Genomic DNA, 20,736 nt, shown 5'->3' on the forward strand with positions numbered 1-20,736 from the left:
CAATAGTAGGTTTGTATCCATTATTACCTGTGGGGAATTTGTTTTAAAGGGAGCAGAATCAATATTTATCTAATCTTAAGATTTGGTTTGAAATCCTTGTAGTCGATATAAAGTGACTCATACATAGGGAGGATTTAATGAAATGAGAGGAATAGGCAATGATTTAATACTATTATGATATCTGTTTTGTGAAAAATTGTTGCATACTAAAATAGTACCCAAACTAATTTAGCTGGATTAACGTGCTGAAAATAATGCAGACTACGTCGAACGTTGAACTTTGACTGAACTTCATGCGAAAGGAAGATCACAGATGCAAATGCGTAAATTAGGAAATAGTGGCTTGGAAGTTTCGGCAATAGGGCTTGGCTGTATGGGAATGGATCATGCCTATGGAAAGCCAGCCGATCGTAATGAAATGGTTAAATTAATTCGCAGAGCAGTTGAACTAGGATGTAATTTCTTTGATACTGCTGCTTTTTATGGAGATTCCAATGAGGAATTAGTAGGCGAAGCCCTTGCACCCCTAAGAGATCAAGTTGTGATTGCAACTAAATTTGGAATTTTAGGACAAGAAGCTGTAGACGGTCAACCTCAACTTATTTTGAATAGCACACCAGATTCTATTCGTGAACAAATAGAAGGCTCATTAAAAAGGTTGAAGGTCAATTGCATTGATTTATATTATCAGCACCGAGTGGATCCGAATGTCGAACCTGAAGCTGTCGCAGAAACAATGAAAGATTTAATAGCTGAAGGGAAGATTAAAACATGGGGAGTCTCTAATGCACCGATTGATTATATGAAACGAGCACATGCTGTATGTTCGATTACTGCAACCCAAAATCAGTACTCCATGATGTGGCGTGAACCGGAAAAAGAGTTGTTTGAGCTTTGTGAAGAGTTAGGAATTGCTTTTATCGCTTACAGTCCATTAGGAAATGGTTTCTTAAGTGGTAAATATACCAAGGAAACCAAATATGATGAAGGTGACTATCGAAGTTTCATGGGAAGATTCAAACCTGATGTGATTGATCATAATCAAGTGTTATTAGATTTAATTACTCAAGTTGCAAAAAGTAAAAATGCAACACCAGCTCAAGTCGTACTCGCGTGGGAATTAGCTCAAAAACCATATATCATTCCAATTCCAGGCACTACAAAATTAAACAGATTAGAAGAAAACCTATATGGAGCTGATCTCAAATTAACAAAGGAAGATGTAGATAGTCTAAATGAAGCTTTGTCTAAAATGGATATTGATAGTTCACACTTTTAAATAGAGCTATATCATCAACTAATAGGAGGATTTTTTATGCAAAAAGTTATTTTGAACAATGGTGTTGAAATGCCGATACTTGGTTTTGGGGTTTTTCAAATTCAAGATGAAGCTGAATGTGAACAAACTGTTTACGATGCGATCATGTCAGGTTATCGACTGATAGATACCGCAGCCTCATACCTAAACGAAGAAGCGGTGGGAAGAGCCCTCAAACGGAGTGGAGTACCAAGAGAGGATCTATTTATTACTACGAAATTATGGGTTCAAGATACAGGATACGAACGTACAAAGGAAGCATTTGAAAAATCCCTTTCAAGATTGCAACTTGATTATTTGGATTTGTATTTAATTCATCAGCCATTTGGCGATGTGCATGGTTCTTGGCGGGCGCTGGAGGAATTGTACCGTGAAGGAAAAATCAGAGCGATTGGCGTAAGTAACTTCCAGAACGATCGTCTGATTGATTTGATTATTCATAATGAAGTAACACCTGCCGTTAATCAAGTTGAGACACATCCCTTCTGCCAACAAATTGAAAGTGCTGCATTCATGAAAGAAAACAATGTTCAGATTGAATCATGGGGTCCATTTGCTGAAGGTAAAAACAACATGTTCCAGAACGAAGTTTTAGTATCAATAGCTCAAAAATATAATAAATCTGTTGCCCAAGTGGTTTTACGCTGGTTGACGCAAAGAGGAGTTGTTGTGATTCCAAAGTCTGTCCGGAAAGAAAGAATAATTGAAAACTTTAATATCTTTGATTTTGAATTAAACTCAGAGGATATAGAACAAATTGCGCTGTTAGACACAAAAGAGAGTTTGTTCTTTTCACATAGAGATCCTGTAATGGTAAAAGCGTTAAGTACCAGGAAGCTGGATATCTAATTTTTCTTAGGATCTTGTAGGTTTTGATAAAAGAGGGGTTAACCATAATTAAGGGGTTAACCCCTCTTTTATTTATAAGAACACCCTTAGCCTTGTACAGTTCATTCTAATTTGGAGGTTTAAGAATAAAGGCAGCTAAAATTTGTGAATATCGCATTATAATCTTGGTCTTCTCCAGTGGCGTACAAACCAATAAGCACACCTGTGAATCCTCCGGCTATTTCAGAGGATAGATATTTGGTTTGCGCAGCTCCGAATAAGATCTCAGTACCGTCTACCTGGATATAAAAGTGATAATGCGTTGGACTGCTTTTGACAACTAATGAAGCATGGTTGCACTGACCTATATTTTTTGTTTTTTCAATGGATTTGATATCTCCGATATTCAGCCGTTCGATAATCTCATAACCCTCTGGATGTTTACGCAAGGCCAAGTCATAATGGTGATTTTCGTCCATGTAAAGTGTAATTCCGGCTTCACCATTCGTAAGGCTGACTTCGCATGAAATAATTGCGTTAAAGTCTTTTTGACGAATACCAATAAATGTCGGGGTAGCCGGGATATCTAACGTTACAGCAGTTCCTTTAAGCTTTATTTTATCAGCTTCTAACCTATAATTTTCTGTAACCGGGTGACGCAGGTAACACCAGTCCAAATTCCAATCTGTGTTCTCGAACGTAAAGACTCTTTTCTCCTGCTGAATGACTTTGTCCGCAATACGATCAGTCTCGAAACTTATAAGAGTGGTACCTTCATGACCTGCTGTAAACCATCCCTCCTCGCCAAAGGTAATCGGAGTTAGAAAAACCTCGCGCCCCAAATGGTGATAGGTAAGATACTGGCCAGTCTGCCGGAATCCAAGATGTAACAGCCACCAATCCCCCTCATGGTCTTGTACCAAATCTCCATGTCCAACTCCCTGAAGCTCGTAACCGCCTAAATTTCGATTAGTCAATACGGGGTTATGCGGGTAGGCTTTGAATGGACCAGCAGGAGAATTGCCTCTTGCATAAGTAACCATATGCCCATATTCGGTTCCACCCTCAGCAGCTAGCAGATAGTATTGTCCATTAATTTTGTATAAATGAGGACTCTCCAAATAACGCCCACCGGATCCTTGCCAGATTGAACGGCTTGGCGACAGCTTCTGCCCGGTTTCAATTTCAATTTCACATTGGACTATACCATTAACTCCGTAATCGTCTGTCCCATTACTCATGAAATACGTTTTGCCGTCTTCAAAATACAAATCCGGATCAATACCGCCTTGATCTACATTAATCGGATCAGACCATTCGCCGTAAATATTGTCAGTCCAGACATAGAAGTTCTGGCGCAGAGTGTCATTAGTGGTCGTCATGTAGAATCGTCCATTATTGTACCGCAGGGTGGGGGCGAATACACCACCGGAGCTGTCCACAGTATCCAGTTGAATCTGGTTCTTTCGGGTTAAGCAATGACCGATTTGGGTCCAATTAATTAAATCTTTGCTTTCAAAAATCGGAACACCGGGAAAATACTGAAAGGAACTGCAGACCAAATAATAAGTGTCTTCAACTTTACATGCGCTGGGATCAGGATAAAACCCTTTGATGACCGGGTTATTGTATTTCATTTCTCCACCTCATTAATAAATTCATATAAATAAGAATTCAATATATTTAACTACTAAGAAAATTAAACACTATTGCTTATAGGTTTTCAATGAATCGGGGTTGAAGATATACGTTATATTTATTAAATTAATATATATGTAATTTCAATAAGCACAGGTCAGGTGATTATGATGATGATCAAAGCAAACGGCGAAGCAAAATTCATGTCGTTGTATGAAGCGCTGGCAAGCGAAGTCAGATGGAGGATTATGAGCCTCATTGCAGATAATGAAATGAATGTGAAGGAGATCGCGGCTAAGTTAGAGCTTAGCCCTTCCATAGTTACTATGCATATCCGAAAGCTCGAACAAGCTGGACTTACAGGAAGTCACAGGATACGCCTAAACGGAGGAACACACAAAATGTGCTTCCTTAAACAAAAAAGAGTTGAAATCGAACTCCCCACTGCCACTCAAACTCCGAGGATCAGAGAGCAGACCATTTCAGTCGGTCATTATACCTCGTTTGATGTCCATCCTACATGTGGTCTTGGGACACAAGAGAAAGAGATTGGGGTTTGGGACGATCCCCGCTATTTTCTCGATCCCGAGCGGGTCAACGCCGGCATTTTGTGGTTTGGGAGAGGTTACGTAGAGTACAAAACGCCTAACTACTTACTTCCCGGTCAAATGCCCGAGGCCATCGAGATTTCAATGGAAATTGCTTCTGAAGCGCCAGGCTTGAAAGATCATTGGCCTTCGGATATTGAGTTCTTTTTTAACGGTGTGAAGCTTGGAACTTGGACCAGTCCGGCAGACTTTGGAAGAGCGGCACGAGGCATATATACTCCGGATTGGTGGCATCGGAATGTAAATCAATACGGGTTATTGAAGACGATCCGCATTGACACTTCGGGCACATTTATTGATGAAGAAAGGATGTCGGACATTACTGTCGCAGATATTTTGCTACGGGAACAATTCTGGACGCTTCGGTTCGCAGTTGACGAGAAGGCTGTTAATGTTGGTGGTTTGACACTTTATGGGGCTGGATTCGGTAACCATGACCAAGATATTTTAATTCGTGTGTACCTAGGAACGATGACCTAATGAAGCAGGATAGTTCAGTTATAGTTGTTTTCTCCATCCAGTTTATCAGCTGGAACTGGTAAACTATCCATATATTGAAGAAGTTGAGAGGAGAGATATTCTGAATTATAACGAGGTTATTAAAATCGCTGATACACACTTACTTCCATTAGTGAATGAATTGTACGGATTGGAAGGTTATCAAATCAGGCTTATCAATGCACATGAAGGAGGACGGAATGTCGCATATAACTGTGATAAAGCTGATTCTGAAGCAAAAATAATCAGAATTGCCTTCTTAAGTGACAGAAGCCGAGAAGATATTTTGGGTGAAGTGGAATATATCAGGTATTTGTACGAGCATGGAGGCAGTGTTTCGAATGTGGTCAACTCCCAGAAGGGGAATCTGCTGGAAACGATAACTCTTAATAATCATACCTTTTTTGTCTGCTTGTTTGAAAAGGCCAAGGGGGGTATGCTCGTGGAAAATAATTATCAGTATCGGGAAGGCGTTCCTATTACGGAATACTATTATAACTGTGGCAAAGTTCTTGGAAAAATGCATCAATTATCGAAGGGTTATACACCTGTCCATTCCCGGTATGATTTTTTTGATAAATACAATGCCGATTATATAGATAAGCTAATACCTGACTCGTTATCTCTGTTGAAAGAGAAACTGGTAGATCTCCTTACAACCTTAGAAGGGATGGACAGGAATCACGAGTCTTTTGGGATGGTTCATTTTGATTACTGCGATGGGAATTATATGATCGATTTTAATACAGGGCAAATAACTGTTTTTGATTTCGATAACTCCTGCTTTTGTTGGTATATGTATGACCTGGCAAATCTCTGGACACTTGGAGTGGGCTGGATACAATTTGAACAAGACACTGATAAACGCAAACAGTTTATGGATGATTATTTTAAAACAGTCCTTGATGGCTACAGATCCGAGACCAGGATCGAAGATTCGATGTTAGACACATTGCCGTTGTTTATCCAAGTAACCCTCATGGAAAACATCGTTGATGCATTCGAGGTAATGTGGAACAATGGTGAAGAGCCGGAATGCGATGAAGAGCTGTCATATCGTATAAAATGTCTAGAAGACGATATCCCATATGTAGGATTTTTCCATGAAATTTACTCATGTGATGAACCCTTTGAGTATGAGGAACGAGATATTTAGGATGAGGGTGTTTTTGATATGCTGCGGATAAATTCATAGTAGACTCAAATAAGCAGGAGTTGGAGTAAATATGGCTTACGAAAAACCGGAATTGACCATGAGTGAAATTGAAAAAGTACTGTGGAATCATCTTGGACAGGGAGCGGCTGAGATTACACCGTTGTCTGGCGGCAATATAAGCAACGTGTTTTCTTTTATTTTAGAAGGAAAAGACTATGTTGTGAAATTCAGCGATTTGGAACGAGCATATGAGACCGAACAATTTGTATCTAATTTGCTACTCGACCAAGGTATCCCTTTCCCAAAATGTTTGGGGTTAGGGAGGACTAATCAGTTAACCTATTTGATCATGGAGCGAATGGAAGGTCGCAATCTATCCGATTGTACAGCAGAGGAACAAACCCGTCTGATGCCGGAAATTATCGGCATTTTAACAAGAATGGCCGAAACGGATATTGGGGGAACTAACGGTTATGGTTGGATCGGACCTGACGGCAATGGTTCCTATTCATCTTGGAAAGACTTCGTCATTGCCGTAAATGCGGAAGATCAGACGGGGACATTCTGGGAGAATTGGCATGAACTCTTCCGCACGTCTTGCTTGGAAAGAGACGTATACGAAGAAATCTATAGTCGTTTGATGACCTATGTACCCTATAATGAATCTAATAGAAGCTTTATACACGGAGATTTTCAACAGTGGAATATGTTGTCCAACGGAACACGGATAACCGGCATTATTGATGGAAATTGCATGTATGGCGATTCTCTCATAGACCTTGCGGTTCTCGACAAGCATATGCCTTGGTGTGATGTCATTAACACATATCAAAATTATCAAAAGAAAGCTAGAATAGTGACCCCGAATTTTGAGGAGCGGCTAATCGGTGCCTATTATTTTAAGGGACTCGATGGACTTCGATTCTATGCTAAGATGGGCTGGACAGAGGCTTATCAGGACACACGGCATTTTCTTTTAAACCTAAAAGCGTAATAACTGACGCTATACCTTATCATAAACATTTAATAGCCGCATAATTGCGGCTTTTTGTATATAAATATCAAATTTCAAGGAGCAAATTCCCCACTGGGATTATAGCCTAGGCTGACGACCTGTAATAAATGCACCTGAACTTGCCATTAATCCACTATCTATAGCTTTGTCCAACTTGATAAAATGTAAGCGCAATCATTTAATCAATCGATTGGAGGAGTATGGCATGAAAAAGATTGGGGCAGGTTTTATATTCTTACTTGTGATGTGCGCAGCCTTATCCACAACTGCGTTCGCGAAACAGCCTTATTCATCCTATTGGTTTCCGGAGCAATTGCTTCAGTGGAGTCCGGCATCCGACCCGGATGCGGCATTTAACCGGAGCACAGTCCCGCTGCAGGACCGTTTTGTAGCAGATGGAGTCAACGCTCATGCAACCAAAGCGCCAAAAGTCATGGCTTTATCAGCACTGAACCCGGGAACAAGCGGAGTTCCATCGCAGGGTTCAAGCAAATTCGAAGCTAACACATTTACCTATTGGCAATATGTTGACAAGCTGGTCTATTGGGGTGGTTCCGCGGGCGAAGGGATCATCGTACCTCCAAGCGCTGATACGATCGACGCGGCTCATAAAAATGGCGTGCCGATCATCGGAACGGTATTCTTCCCACCAACCGTATATGGCGGGAAGTATGAATGGGTCAAGCAGATGCTTCAGCAGAATAGTGACGGATCCTTTCCTGCTGCTGACAAGTTGATCCAGGTTGCGAGCCATTACGGATTTGACGGCTGGTTTATTAACCAGGAGACTGAGGGCGGAACTCCGGCTGACGCACAGCAAATGAAAGCTTTCCTAAGTTATCTGGAATCGCACAAGTCAAATTCTATGCACATCGTATGGTATGATTCCATGACCAATGAGGGCAGTATCAGTTGGCAAAATGCACTTAACGACAAGAATGCGATGTTCCTGCAAGACAATAAAAAGCAAATAACAGACAATATGTTCCTGAACTTTTGGTGGAAGGATCTTAAAAGCTCGGCAGAGAAGGCTAGAAGCTTGGGCAGAAGTCCTTATGACTTGTATGCAGGCATCGATGTCGAAGCCAAGGGTTACGATACAAAGGTGAACTGGAATCTGTTGTTTCCGGATAAAGATCCTGCCGTTACTTCCCTTGGTATTTACCGCCCCGATTGGGCTTTTAACAGCGCAGAGAGTATGGAAGATTTCTTCGTACGCGAGAACAAATTCTGGGTGGGTCCAAACGGGAATCCGAGTAACACCTCGAGCGATCAAGCCTGGAAAGGTATCGCTAACGATGTGATCGAATCATCACCAATCAATGAGCTGCCTTTCACCACCAACTTCAACACGGGAAGCGGACAGAAATATTTTGTAAGAGGGAAGCAGGTGCGGGATAAAAGCTGGAACAACCGGAGTCTGCAGGATATTCTTCCCTCCTGGCGCTGGATTGCAGACAGCAAAGGTACCCCGCTTTCACCAGTGCTCGATTGGTCCGATGCCTATTACGGCGGCAGTTCGTTGAAGGTATCAGGCGTACTGAACCCTAACAATGCGACACATCTGAAGCTCTACAAGACCGACCTTAAGATCGAAGCAAGCACAAAGCTGTCTATTACGTACAAAACACAAAATAAGCCAAGCCTGAAGGTTGGTCTTGCATTCGCAGATCAGCCCAATCAATATATCTTCCTTAATGTGAAGGATAAGACATCGCCAGACTGGACAACTGAAACATTGAATTTGACCCCATACAAAGGGAAACGGATCGTAGCGTTGTCACTGTATTTTGATTCTAAGAATGCGATTAATAATTACAACATTCAAATTGGCCAGCTCTCCATTCAAAATGCTAATGACCCGATCAAACCACTACCCGCGGTTCGCGATCTTAAGGTCACTCAAACTGACTTTCGCAATGGTATTTATGGAGATGCCAGATTACAGTGGAAACAGCTTGACCAACAGGTCAAGCAATACGAAATCTATCGAGTACTTCCAGATGGCAGTGAGATGTTCATAGGTGCAACACCAAATCATGTGTTTTACGTTCCTGAGATGCGAAGAATAGACAAAGAAACTATCACAGTATTGAAGGTTGTTGCCGTCAATGGAAGATACGAGCAAGGTCAATCCTCTAGCGTGAAGATCAGCTGGCCGGATTATCCAAAGCCGACTGCGGAGTTCAAAACTGATCGAACCCTAGTCGCTCCAGGCGAGAGCGTAAACTTCACCGACCTGTCGACTGAAGTGACAGAAGGATGGTCATGGACCTTCGAAAGCGGAAGCCCCGCGGTCAGCACATCAAAGAACCCAGTTGTGACGTTCTCTCAGGAAGGCGTTTATAGTGTGACGCTGACTGCAACTAACAGCTCGGGCCAAGACACAATTACGAAAAAAGCGCTTATCACAGTGAGTAAGGAAGCTGGAGCAGTGAAAAATCTGGCACTTGGTAAAACTGCAACAGCCGATCATGCCTGCGGGGAAAAGGAAGGGGCACCTAACGCCGTAGATGGTAAAGTGACGGATAACAGTAAATGGTGCGCAATTGGCAATCTGCCCCATTGGCTTCAGGTCGACCTCGGCGCCGAACATCAACTCAGCGCTTTTGTCATCAAGCATGCTGAGAGCGGAGGAGAGTGGTCCGGTTTTAATACCAGTGATTATACGATTCAGGTCAGCAGCGACGGAACGAACTGGACGGATGTCGTCAACGTCCAAGGAAACTCGGCTGCCGAGTCGACTGATTCAATTGCGTTAGTAAAAGCCCGCTATGTAAAATTATTGATTCTCAAACCTACGCAGGGAGCCGATACGGCAGCGCGGATCTATGAGTTTGAAGTGAAGGGATTATAATATACCCTATTACGTCATTCTAATATTAAAGCAAATAAACCGTAGGCCACTTGAGGGGCTACGGTTTATTTGTTTTAACACTAATGATAGCTGAAATCAAAAAAAGAACCTGATTTATCTCATCAGATTCTTATATATTGCATATGAAAAGACACGATGATATAATCAACTCACGACTGAAATTCTATAGTTAGGCATAAAAAATGCATCTTATATATTTATATTATCATGCCGTTAAATTCTTGTCAATTTTTTTCTCAATTTAATAGTTAGGAGCGATAATAAATGCGTTCTTTAGTTCTCGGTTTTCAGGAAGTGGACAATACACAGCTTTTGCTCGTTGGCGGAAAAGGGTTAAATTTAGGGAAACTATCACAAATAGAAGGAATACAAGTACCAGAAGGATTCTGTATTACAACAGTAGGATATCACCAAGCCCTCGAACAGAACCAAACGTATCATGCTTTGTTGGATCAACTAACTATGCTAAAAGTAGAAGATCGGGATCAAATCGGTGAAATCAGTAGGAAGATTCGGCAAATCATTGTGGAAGCAGAAATTCCTTCCGATGTTGTGAAGGCAGTTTCTCACTATCTCACCCAGCTGGGTGATGAACATGCTTATGCAGTGCGTTCTAGTGCGACCGCTGAAGATTTACCACATGCCTCTTTTGCAGGTCAACAAGATACCTATTTAAATATCATCGGCATAGAAGCAATCCTTCAGCATATCAGCAAATGTTGGGCTTCTCTATTTACGGATCGTGCCGTAATCTACCGTATGCAAAATGGATTTGACCACAGTCAAGTTTATTTATCCGTTATCGTTCAAAGGATGGTTTTTCCACAGGCTTCAGGCATTTTATTTACCGCTGATCCGATTACTTCTAACCGGAAACTGCTATCCATCGATGCCAGTTTTGGACTTGGCGAAGCTCTGGTCTCTGGCTTGGTATCTGCCGATGGTTATAAAGTACAGCAAGAGAAAATTGTCGATAAGAGAATAGCAACCAAAAAATTGGCTATTTACGGACTAAAAGAAGGCGGAACAGAGACCCGGCAGATCGAACTCGATCAGCAAGAGACTCAAACACTTACTGAACAACAAATTTTACAATTAGCAAGGATAGGCAGACAGATTGAAGCTTATTTTGGTTGCCCACAAGATATCGAATGGTGTTTGGCCGAGGATACATTTTATATCGTCCAGAGTCGGCCAATCACGACTTTATTCCCCATCCCAGAAGCGAATGATCAAGAAAACCACGTTTATGTATCTGTTGGTCATCAACAAATGATGACAGATCCCATGAAACCGCTGGGATTGGCCTTTTACCTGTTAACGACTCCTGCACCTATGCGTACAGCTGGCGGAAGATTGTTTGTTGATGTCACACCAAGTCTTGCTTCATCTGGCAGCAGAGAAATGATCATAGAAGCCTTAGGTAAATCTGATCCCCTCATAAAAGACGCACTCATAACCATCGTAGAGCGAGAAGATTTTATAAAATTTTCGGCAGATAATGAAAAGGCTTCTACTCCGAGTAAGAGAAATACAAGCCTGCCACCTAGTGATTCTCAAGTACAACTCGAAAATGATCCGACAATCGTTTCTGACCTCATTAAGAGCAACCAAGCCTCGATAGAAGAGTTGCAACAAATCATTCAAACCAAATCAGGGGCGGAGTTGTTTGATTTTATTCTGGAAGATATGCAGCAATTAAAGAAGATTCTATTCAACCCACAAAGTATGCGTGTGATTATGGCGGCTATGGATGCCTCAGCATGGATCAATGAAAAAATAAATGAGTGGTTAGGTGAAAAAAACGCAGCGGATACGCTTTCTCAATCTGTACAGGGCAATATTACTTCAGAAATGGGTCTGGCGCTACTCAATCTCGCTGATGTGATTCGGCCTTATCCGGAAGTCATTGATTACTTACAGCAGGTTAAAGATGAAAATTTCTTAAATGAACTGGTTAGCTTTGAGGGTGGGCAGGAAACCCAAGACGCTTTCTATGACTATCTCAGTAAATACGGAATGCGATGTACCGGAGAAATCGATCTTACAAGAACTCGTTGGAGCGAAAAACCAACTACACTTGTCCCCATGATTCTCAGTAATATCAAAAACTTTAAACCTAATGCTGGCCATCGGAAATTTGAGCAAGGTCGACAGGAAGCTTTGAAAAAAGAACAAGAGCTATTAGATCGATTGAAGCAATTACCCGATGGTGAACAAAAAGCGAATGAAACAAAACGAATGATTGATCTCATCCGGAATTTCAGCGGGTTTAGAGAATACCCAAAATACGGCATGGTTAATCGCTACTTCGTTTATAAACAAGCTTTACTGAAAGAAGCAGAACAACTAGTACAAGCGGGAGTTATTCCTGAAAAAGGAGATATATACTACCTCACTTTTGAAGAACTATGCGAAGTTGTAAGCACAAATAAAATGGATTACCAGATCATCAGCAAACGCAAAGAAGAGTACAAATTATTTGAAAAACTAACTCCACCACGTGTTATTACGTCTGATGGTGAAATCATTGCGGGGAAGTATAAACGAGAAAACCTCCCAACTGAAGCTATTGTAGGTTTAGCGGTTTCTTCCGGTGTTATAGAGGGACGTGCGCGTGTCATCTTAAACATAGAGGATGCTGATCTAGAAAACGGAGATATATTAGTTACCTTATTTACTGACCCTAGCTGGACTCCATTGTTTGTATCTGTAAAAGGCCTAGTTACTGAAGTTGGTGGACTAATGACCCATGGGGCAGTTATTGCGCGTGAATATGGCTTGCCAGCAGTTGTCGGCGTGGAGAATGCTACCAAATTGATAAAAGACGGGCAACGAATTCGTGTGCATGGAACAGAAGGCTATATCGAGATATTGTAATGGCTGAATCACGAATGTGGTTTGACAAATTCAATCTTTTGAATTATTTTTTAATAGTGAATTTTAAATTCATTATTAAAGGTGAGGGGCAATATGCAGTCTAAAAAAGATGAAGTGAAACAGGAAATTGAATCCGCCGCTTTAAAGGTATTTTTCCAAAAAGGCTTCTCTGATGCCAAAATGAATGATATTGCCGATGAAATTCAAATTTCTGTTGGAAATATTTATACTTATTTTAAAAATAAAAAAGAGTTGTTCTATTCGGTTGTTCCGCCGTCTTTAGTGGACTATTTGAAGAATGTGTTAGTGGAAAATATTCGCATCGATAACCAGACTTTTTTTGATGATGTTAATAATGAGAAAAAATCAGCTATCGTTCAAGAGCAAATAACTATATTAACCCAGTACAGCAGGCAGATTGTTATTATTTTTGAAAAGAATAAAGGGACCGTATATAGCAATGCCAAAAACGAGCTGATCGATCTGATGATCGAAACTAAAAGGCCCTATATTAAGGATCATTATAAAAGATACGAAATCGGAACCGAAGAAAATATGATTCTGCTGAAGATCATCGCGAACAATGTCATCAATATGATTCTGGATTTATTAAAGCACGAGATGAGCGCCGATAGCCGGAAACGGATTTTTGAGGCATTAAGCTTATACTGGCTGCATGGACTAAAAAGCTTAAACGAATAACGTCAATGCGCCGAATTTAGGTGTGGGGTGGAACTGGCGCACAACACTGCAATGAGGGACAACCAAGTGGATATGCACATTTAGCATCTACGAGGGTCCCTATTTTTTTAATCCAATAATGAATAATTAATTCACTATTGAAAGGTGTAATCATGAAACGGGGGAAGCTACGATGAAGATAGGTTATGCGTTTAAGGACTGCAATGTTATATATGGAGATGCAATAAAAGGCACAGATACCCATATGACTATTTTGATTCAGGAAAACGGGTTGATTCAAGAGATCGGGAAAGCAAGCGCTGTAACTGTTCCGACCCATTACCAAACGATCGATTGTTCGGGGAAATATGTGATGCCCGGTCTCATCAACGCGCATGTTCATCTTTTTGCCGATGGGAAGCCATTTACGCTATCTGCCAGTGAAGGGCTGCTGAATTTTGCGTTTCATCATATTTTGGATACGAGACTGGGCAGAAACGTGTTGAAGAAATGGATGAAAAAAAATGCCCTAACCGCACTGCATTCCGGAGTAACAACGATGCGTAGTGTAGGTGAATTTTTTTATACTGATGTTCTTTTGAGGGATGAGATTAAGGCAAATCAATTTATTGGACCTAATCTTTTGGTGTCCGGGTATTTCCTGAGCGTAACGGATGGCCACGGTGCACCTTATTTGGCTTTGGTCGGTGATTCACCATGGGAAGGGAGAAGAAATGTAAGAATCAATGTAAAAAACGGAGTGGACCTAATCAAAATATGTGTAACTGGCGGGGTTACCGATGCCAAAAGGGTCGGAGAAGCAGGCCGCTTGCAAATGACGGAAGAAGAGGTGGCTGCGATTTGCGAGGAAGCTCATAAAATTGGGATGCGTGTGGCGGCACATGCAGAAAGTACCGAAGGTGTAAGAGTTGCGTTAAAGGGTGGGGTGGATACTATTGAACACGGCGCGGAGATGGATGAGGAAATGATCAGGCTGTACAAAAATAATCCCAGAGCCTTAAAGGGCTACACCGCTGTGATCCCTACTTTACAAGCAGCTTATCCCAGTGCGAAATTAGATCCGAGCCTGACAAAGTTGAATACAACCGTTAAGGAAAATGCCCGGCTTGTGTATGGCTCTATGTTAAAAGGGCTACAGCAGGCTATAGAACATGATATCAAAATTGGTGTGGGCACGGATGCCGCTATGTCCTATGTAACCCACTATGATCTTTGGCGTGAGCTTGATCATTTCATGCGACAAACAAAGCTGAACGCAAGTCAGGTTATTGAACTAGTAACCAAATCAAATGCAGAGATTTTGGGAATCGATCACCAGACAGGGACAATAGAAGTTGGCAAATATGCGGATTTAATCATGATGGAGCAAAACCCATTGGAGAACATAAAAACTTTGTCTGATGTAGCTATGGTTATGGTCAGAGGGAATTTAATACAAACACCCTCTGTGACCAGAATTCAAGCAGTGGACGAGCTGCTGGATACGGTTTGGAGTATTTAGGAGTGAGATAAATGATTGTAGAAGCTAAGCATATTTCAGCAATTCATGAACTCTACGAATTAGAATTTGTAGCCGTAAGATACCCTAAAACTTTGAATTCAAAGACCCTTATTAATTAAACTCCAGATGCGTTCAAACCTGTCTTGGTAGTCAGGTAAATTCCAGGATTCTTTGAAGGATGGGAGGCTAAATACTGCAAACGCAGAGAGAATCGCCTCAGCCCGTTCCAAGTGGGGATCGTGATAGTCCATGAGGCCGTCAATGATTTGGTAGGAATCCCAGAGAACATCGCGTAATACCAGTGGATTGCTATCCACGTATTGAGTATTCAAGGCAAACATCTTGGGATTCTCGTTATAAGCGCGTTTTTTTGCGTTAACAAATGCCCATAGCCAATCGTGAAGCAATTCTTGCGGTTTAGTTAAATTAGTCATATCTAATTTAATTTGTTCTGAAATCATCCGGTTGAACCAGCTCTTAGATACGGCTGCCCAGAGCTCTTGCTTATTTTTAAAGTGCTTATAGAGCGCTGCATGGGTGATACTTAATTCATCCGCAATTTGTGAGAGTGTCACTTCGGATTTTTCCGTGCGTTTAATTAATGCCTCCGCTGTTTCAATAATGAGCTCTTGAGTGATTTTAGCCACCGTACTGCTAACCCTTCTTTCTTCAATAAATTCCCTTTTATCGTTAATACACTTGCGAGTATTCTAACATATAAAATATTCAGTAACAATTGTTGATTTTTGTAACTTATTGTTTTATGCTTGTTGTGTAAGTTACAAAACCAAATAAATGTTACTTTTTTTAACGCATAGGAGGTCATTAATTATGAAAGCAGCACAGATCACCAAATATTCAAAAAAGTTCATAGTAAAAGTGAACGATATTCCAATCCCAGAAATAAGTGATAACGAAGTCTTGGTTCAGGTGAAAGCAGCAGCAGTTAATCATTTGGAATTGCTTATTGGTACCGGAAGTGTAAAGCTGATTCAGGATTATGAATTCCCATTAGTACTTGGTAACGAGCTGACGGGTGTTATTGAAAAAGTGGGTAAGAAGGTGCAAGGTTTCAAAGTTGGCGATGCAATTTATTCACGTCTGCCACTACAAAAAATCGGTGCCTTTGCGGAATACGCGACAATTAATGCAGATGCCATCGGGTACCTACCTGCCAATCTGAATTTTGTGACTGGTGCTGCTGCGCCATTAACAGGATTAACAGCTTATCAAGGATTAAATGAAGAATTAAATGCTAAAGCTGGCGAAAGCGTGTTTATCCCTGGAGGGTCTGGTTCGTTTGGCCAAATGGCCATTCCTATCGCCAAAAGCATGGGGCTCAAGGTCATTATCAGTGGAAATCCAGAAGCACGTGAACGGACAATGGCCGCTGGTGCAGACCAATATATTGATTATACGACTACGAACTATTGGGAACAGCTTAGTGATGTTGATTATGTGATAGATACCTTGGGACCCAGCGAATTTGATCATGAACTTTCAATTATTAAAGCAGGAGGCCGCCTTCTTTCTCTGCGGACCGGTCCTAACAAACGTTTTGCAGAAGATCTGGGCTTCTCTGGCTGGAAACAAAAGCTCTTCACCATCGCCGGGGCTAAGTATGATCATAAAGCGAAGAAAAAGGAGATTCAATATCATTTCATTTTTGTTCGCAGTGATGGCGAACAATTAAAGAAAATTACGAAGATTATTGAAGATAATGGGATTGTACCAGCAGTGGACCCTACAGAATTCCACATAGAAGATATTAACGAAGCACTGACTTTTGTTGCTGAAGGTCATCCTAAAGGGAAAGTTATTATCAGATTTTAAGGAGGGCTCAATTGTTGTCAAAAAATTCTTTACTGATCATTCTAGAATTGATATACTGATGCAAATTAGAGTTAATAGTGTAGTTTTTTACCTTAACTAGAATGATCGTTCTTGAATATTTTGAAGAAATTTATTAAGGGAGGGGGGAATGAGATACAAGTTTAATCGTGAACAAAACTCTATTGAAATGTTGTTAATTGATCAAAAAACTTAAATGGGAGAGAATAATATGAAATATACAGTGATTACAGGAGCAAGCTCAGGAATTGGGTATGAAACAGCATTGGCGTTTGCTGCACGCGGTAAAAATTTAATTTTGGTAGCTAGAAGATTAGATAAATTAGAAGAACTTAAATCAACAATTCAGAATATTGATCCTAATGTAAATGTTATTATTATTTCAAATGATCTGTCTATTACAGAGCAGGCTTACACACTGTATAACACTTTGAAGGTATACCAAATAGAAACCTGGATTAATAATGCAGGACTTGGTGAAGCTTCTTTTGTGGTAGAACAGAATTTAGATAAAGTTGAAATTATGTTACGTGTTAACATCGAATCCTTGACGATCCTTTCTACACTATTTGTGCGAGATTATGCTGATGTAGAAGGAACTCAGTTAATTAACGTATCATCCGCACTCGGATATGCCATTGCTGTTGGGAGCGTTGCTTATTCTGCATCTAAATATTATGTTAGTGCCTTCACCGAAGGGCTTGCAAAGGAACTAGAGCTTAAAGGCGCGAAATTAAAAGCAAAGGTTTTAGCACCAGCAATAACTGAAACGGAATTTGTGAAGAAATCAATAGATGCTGAAGAATTTGATTACAAAGCAAACATGCCTAAATACCACACTGCCAAACAAATGGCGAGTTTCATGGTAGAGCTTTATGATAGCAATGATATGATAGGGATTGTTGACCAGAACTATGACTTCAATCTGAGAGATCAAATCTATCCAATTATATCTGAGTTTTAAATCGAATTAGATATTAGTCACTAAAACGATCGTTGAAGAAACTGGAGCAAAAAGAACTGGCTTCCCTATTCTTAATCGTGGGGTACAACTTTTTTGCACACGCTGGAAAAAGATTGGACTCTGGATTGTTTATAAGCAGACAAAGTAAGAATTCTTCGGTAAGCATCAGTTAAGTTATCATGTTATGAATAAAATCAAGCATCTTGCTTGATTTTATTTACGTTTTATATATTAGTTTGCGGATCGTTTACTTAAATGTATAATGATTGCTTGAGGTGATTACAATGGCAAGAAGCAAAGAATTTGAAATTAATGAAGTACTAGATAAAGCGATAAAACTATTTTGGATGCAAGGTTACGAGAAAACTTCAATGCAAGATTTGGTAGACTGTATGGGAATTCACAGAAGAAGTATCTATGATACATTTGGTGATAAGCACGCCTTATATTTGACGGCACTCCAACGGTACGAATCTACTCAAAACAAAAAAATGAGCTTCTTGGTTGAGAAACAAGAACCCGTAAAGGAGATCATTCGACAATTTCTAGAATCTTCGATGAGGAGCGAAGGAGAACCTCAAGGATGTTTCATAGTTAATTCGGGTGTGGAGTTGGGAGTACTGGATCCGGAGGTTGCATCCTTTGTTGAGAATAGCTATTCAAAAACGGAGAAGTTGTTATATGACCTCGTTCAGACTGGCCAGCAAAGAGGTGAACTTAGAATTTCACTGGAGCCCGAGGCTATTTCCCATTATTTAATGAATGCCTGGTTAGGACTACGTACAATGGTAAAAACGGCAACGGACCATGAGAAATTAACAAGTATTATTCATACCATACTGATCACTCTAGATTAAAACTCCTTTATCTAGCACTTGTATCGAATGCCGAAAATAGACAATCAACTTACTGCTACCCGAGTACGCAAAGAATAGAACCGACTTAATACGCCCAGTTTAACTATATAAATACCGCGTCCGACACCAACTGTAAGGAACTAAGAATGCAGACACTAAAAAAACCCATGTTGACGATGGGCTTCTTAGTCAATGTGGATATTAATCTGTCCAAGATCGATAGATACGGCGCACTTCACGGAAGGATTGTTTAGGTTTGCGGTATTCATTAACCAGACCCTTGTTGTTGAAGCCGCGGGCACGGTCGCGAAAGTTCTTGCTGCTGCTCTTCAGATCGCCGCGGATGTCTGCAAACTGCCAGATGTAAGTCCCGCCAATTTTCGAATCATTTTTGAAGATCGCCAGTGCTTCAGTTACAATATCTGCCTGATAATCCTCGCTGAACAATCTCTGCTCCCAGCCCACATCCCCAAATAGTCCAGCACCACCGAATTCGGTCATGAGCACTACCTTGTCACCGGCTCCCATCTGCTCCGCACGCACATGGAACTGTTCCAGCATGTCTTTAAAGCTGGCTGTATCGCCTTCGTACCAACCAAAATATTTATTAATACCGATAACATCGAATAAAGGAAGTAGAATATCTTCGAGTGGATGCATCGTAGCGTAGGTGACAAGCCTAGTACTGTCGAGTTTCTTCACCAATCCGACTAGAGCTTGTGTGAAAGCATATGCTTCTTGCGTCCGGGTATCAATCTCATTATGAACGGACCAAAAGATCACACTTGGGTGATGCATATGCAAGCTGATCATTTCTTCAATCATAGTCAGTGCACGCTCCTGGAAGAGCGGCTCACTTACTGTTTCGTTCGGCAGAAAGGCTCCCCATATCGGAATTTCGCTCCAGTATACAATCCCTTGCTCATCGAGTAGATCAAGCCAATATGGGCTTTGGGGATAATGAGAACCCCGGACGGAATTGCAACCTAACTCCAAAATGATACTGAGCTCCTTGTGCATCAGCTTCGGAGGGAAGGCGAAACCCCACTCAGGATGCTCTTCATGTCTATTCACCCCCTTAAGATAAACGGGTGAACCGTTAATTAGAATCCGATGATCCTTTGTTTCAATATAGCGAAAACCGATCCGTTCAATCTTGTCGTCTTCCTCTGTCCGCAGTTGAAAGGTATACAGTTCTGGAAGACCTACGTTCCACAAACGTACTTCAGGCATAAGCAACTTGAACGTATGACTGAGGGTCTGGCCAGTTTCAATCTGTACTTCTTCCGAGTGCAATTCATGTCCGCTTTCGGAGAATGTGATCTTTGTAGTGTGCTGCTCCTTAAAGAAGGAATGGAGCCTCACCTGAACAGTGACATCGGCATCTGGTCCATGCAGTTCATAATCAATCTTCAGTTGTTCGATGTAAAGTTCAGGCAAATATTGCAGCTCCACCGACCGTATGATTCCCCCATAATGAAACCAATCCACCTGCTCCGTAGGAATCGTAAGTCGGTCCAAGGTGCTGTCCGTCCGGACGATAATCTCATGTTCTCCTGCTCCTAAGGAAGGAACAATAAATTCAAAAGGTGTAAATCCTCCATAGTGATACCCAAGGTGCTGCCCGTCCAAATAGACATCGGCGTGGCCCAGCACGGCATGAAAGATGAGTCTGACATGCTGCGAATTCACAATCTGTATTTTTTTACGATACCAACCGACACCTTCAAAATCGTACATTCCCAGTTCATTATTCCAGCACGAGGGCACATAAAGAGACTGCCAAGAATGTGGAAATCGCTCAAACCATTTTTCTTGAACACCCGTATTTAACGGATCCTTCATGAAATCCCAAGGCCCATCCAACAGCGCAGTTCTCCGAATTTGATACTCGCTAAAAGTCCTTAACAAGTGTGTTCCTCCTTTTTTTCCTGTAATGTATTGTGAATTTCAGACATCTTGATAATATGGATAGTAACATTTGGAGTTTAAGCATTGAATAGAAAAAAACGTTACCGTCTTGTTTAAATCGCTCTTTTAGC

Annotated in this window: 15 protein-coding genes; 12 read left to right on the plus strand and 3 right to left on the minus strand. The window is 41.1% G+C overall.

Annotated elements, in window-relative coordinates; all coding sequences use genetic code 11:
* Positions 1–313: 313 nt before the first annotated feature.
* Both MHI51_RS15705 and MHI51_RS15710 read left to right on the plus strand, forming a co-directional pair.
* The gene (locus MHI51_RS15705) at positions 314–1,279 is read left to right on the plus strand and encodes an aldo/keto reductase (RefSeq protein ID WP_076281835.1); all 966 of its coding nucleotides are present in this window, start codon (positions 314–316) and stop codon (positions 1,277–1,279) included.
* 36 nt (positions 1,280–1,315) lie between these two features.
* Positions 1,316–2,167 (plus strand): aldo/keto reductase, encoded by an 852-nt coding sequence (locus MHI51_RS15710; protein WP_405173083.1) that lies wholly within the window; start codon positions 1,316–1,318, stop codon positions 2,165–2,167.
* A gap of 119 nt (positions 2,168–2,286) precedes the next feature.
* Here MHI51_RS15710 and MHI51_RS15715 read toward each other — a convergent pair whose 3' ends face one another.
* Complete coding sequence (locus MHI51_RS15715) at positions 2,287–3,783, minus strand: glycoside hydrolase family 43 protein (protein ID WP_342409674.1); 1,497 nt, start codon at positions 3,781–3,783, stop codon at positions 2,287–2,289.
* A 174-nt stretch (positions 3,784–3,957) separates the two neighbouring features.
* Between MHI51_RS15715 and MHI51_RS15720 the strand changes: the two genes are divergently transcribed.
* From MHI51_RS15720 to MHI51_RS15750, 7 genes are all read left to right on the plus strand, one after another.
* Positions 3,958–4,872, plus strand: a complete 915-nt coding sequence (locus MHI51_RS15720) for a transcriptional regulator (protein ID WP_076219237.1) — start codon at positions 3,958–3,960, stop codon at positions 4,870–4,872.
* Positions 4,873–5,023: 151 nt separating this feature from the next.
* Positions 5,024–6,046: a phosphotransferase enzyme family protein gene (locus MHI51_RS15725; RefSeq protein ID WP_405173084.1), complete on the plus strand. Its 1,023-nt coding sequence runs from the start codon at positions 5,024–5,026 to the stop codon at positions 6,044–6,046.
* Positions 6,047–6,116: 70 nt separating this feature from the next.
* The gene (locus MHI51_RS15730; RefSeq protein ID WP_076278090.1) at positions 6,117–7,040 is read left to right on the plus strand and encodes a phosphotransferase family protein; all 924 of its coding nucleotides are present in this window, start codon (positions 6,117–6,119) and stop codon (positions 7,038–7,040) included.
* 226 nt (positions 7,041–7,266) lie between these two features.
* Entirely contained in the window at positions 7,267–9,918 is a 2,652-nt protein-coding gene (locus MHI51_RS15735; protein ID WP_076278091.1) for an endo-beta-N-acetylglucosaminidase, read from the plus strand.
* A 285-nt stretch (positions 9,919–10,203) separates the two neighbouring features.
* Positions 10,204–12,819 (plus strand): phosphoenolpyruvate synthase, encoded by a 2,616-nt coding sequence (gene ppsA, locus MHI51_RS15740; RefSeq protein WP_076278092.1) that lies wholly within the window; start codon positions 10,204–10,206, stop codon positions 12,817–12,819.
* A gap of 93 nt (positions 12,820–12,912) precedes the next feature.
* Positions 12,913–13,521: a TetR/AcrR family transcriptional regulator gene (locus MHI51_RS15745; protein ID WP_076133162.1), complete on the plus strand. Its 609-nt coding sequence runs from the start codon at positions 12,913–12,915 to the stop codon at positions 13,519–13,521.
* Between the two features lie 172 nt (positions 13,522–13,693).
* Positions 13,694–15,022: an amidohydrolase family protein gene (locus MHI51_RS15750; RefSeq protein ID WP_405173085.1), complete on the plus strand. Its 1,329-nt coding sequence runs from the start codon at positions 13,694–13,696 to the stop codon at positions 15,020–15,022.
* A gap of 98 nt (positions 15,023–15,120) precedes the next feature.
* Here the strand turns inward: MHI51_RS15750 and MHI51_RS15755 are convergent, their stop codons facing one another.
* Entirely contained in the window at positions 15,121–15,669 is a 549-nt protein-coding gene (locus MHI51_RS15755) for a TetR/AcrR family transcriptional regulator (RefSeq protein ID WP_076190311.1), read from the minus strand.
* A 184-nt stretch (positions 15,670–15,853) separates the two neighbouring features.
* Here MHI51_RS15755 and MHI51_RS15760 point away from each other — a divergent pair, with 184 nt between their 5' ends.
* From MHI51_RS15760 to MHI51_RS15770, 3 genes are all read left to right on the plus strand, one after another.
* Positions 15,854–16,855, plus strand: coding sequence for an NADP-dependent oxidoreductase (locus tag MHI51_RS15760; RefSeq protein ID WP_143761937.1), 1,002 nt, complete (start codon positions 15,854–15,856; stop codon positions 16,853–16,855).
* A 229-nt stretch (positions 16,856–17,084) separates the two neighbouring features.
* Positions 17,085–17,837, plus strand: coding sequence for an SDR family oxidoreductase (locus MHI51_RS15765; protein ID WP_076277330.1), 753 nt, complete (start codon positions 17,085–17,087; stop codon positions 17,835–17,837).
* A 284-nt stretch (positions 17,838–18,121) separates the two neighbouring features.
* A complete protein-coding gene (locus tag MHI51_RS15770) occupies positions 18,122–18,694 on the plus strand; it encodes a TetR/AcrR family transcriptional regulator (RefSeq protein ID WP_076277331.1) in 573 nt (190 codons plus the stop codon).
* Between the two features lie 201 nt (positions 18,695–18,895).
* On the opposite strand, the gene MHI51_RS15775 is transcribed toward MHI51_RS15770, so the two are convergent.
* Positions 18,896–20,605 carry a glycoside hydrolase family 2 protein gene (locus MHI51_RS15775; protein ID WP_076277332.1) on the minus strand — a complete coding sequence of 570 codons (1,710 nt, stop codon included), beginning with the start codon at positions 20,603–20,605 and terminating at the stop codon, positions 18,896–18,898.
* Positions 20,606–20,736: the final 131 nt, after the last annotated feature.

This window comes from Paenibacillus sp. FSL H8-0260 (assembly GCF_045040625.1).
GTDB classification, from domain to species: domain Bacteria; phylum Bacillota; class Bacilli; order Paenibacillales; family Paenibacillaceae; genus Paenibacillus_AQ; species Paenibacillus_AQ odorifer.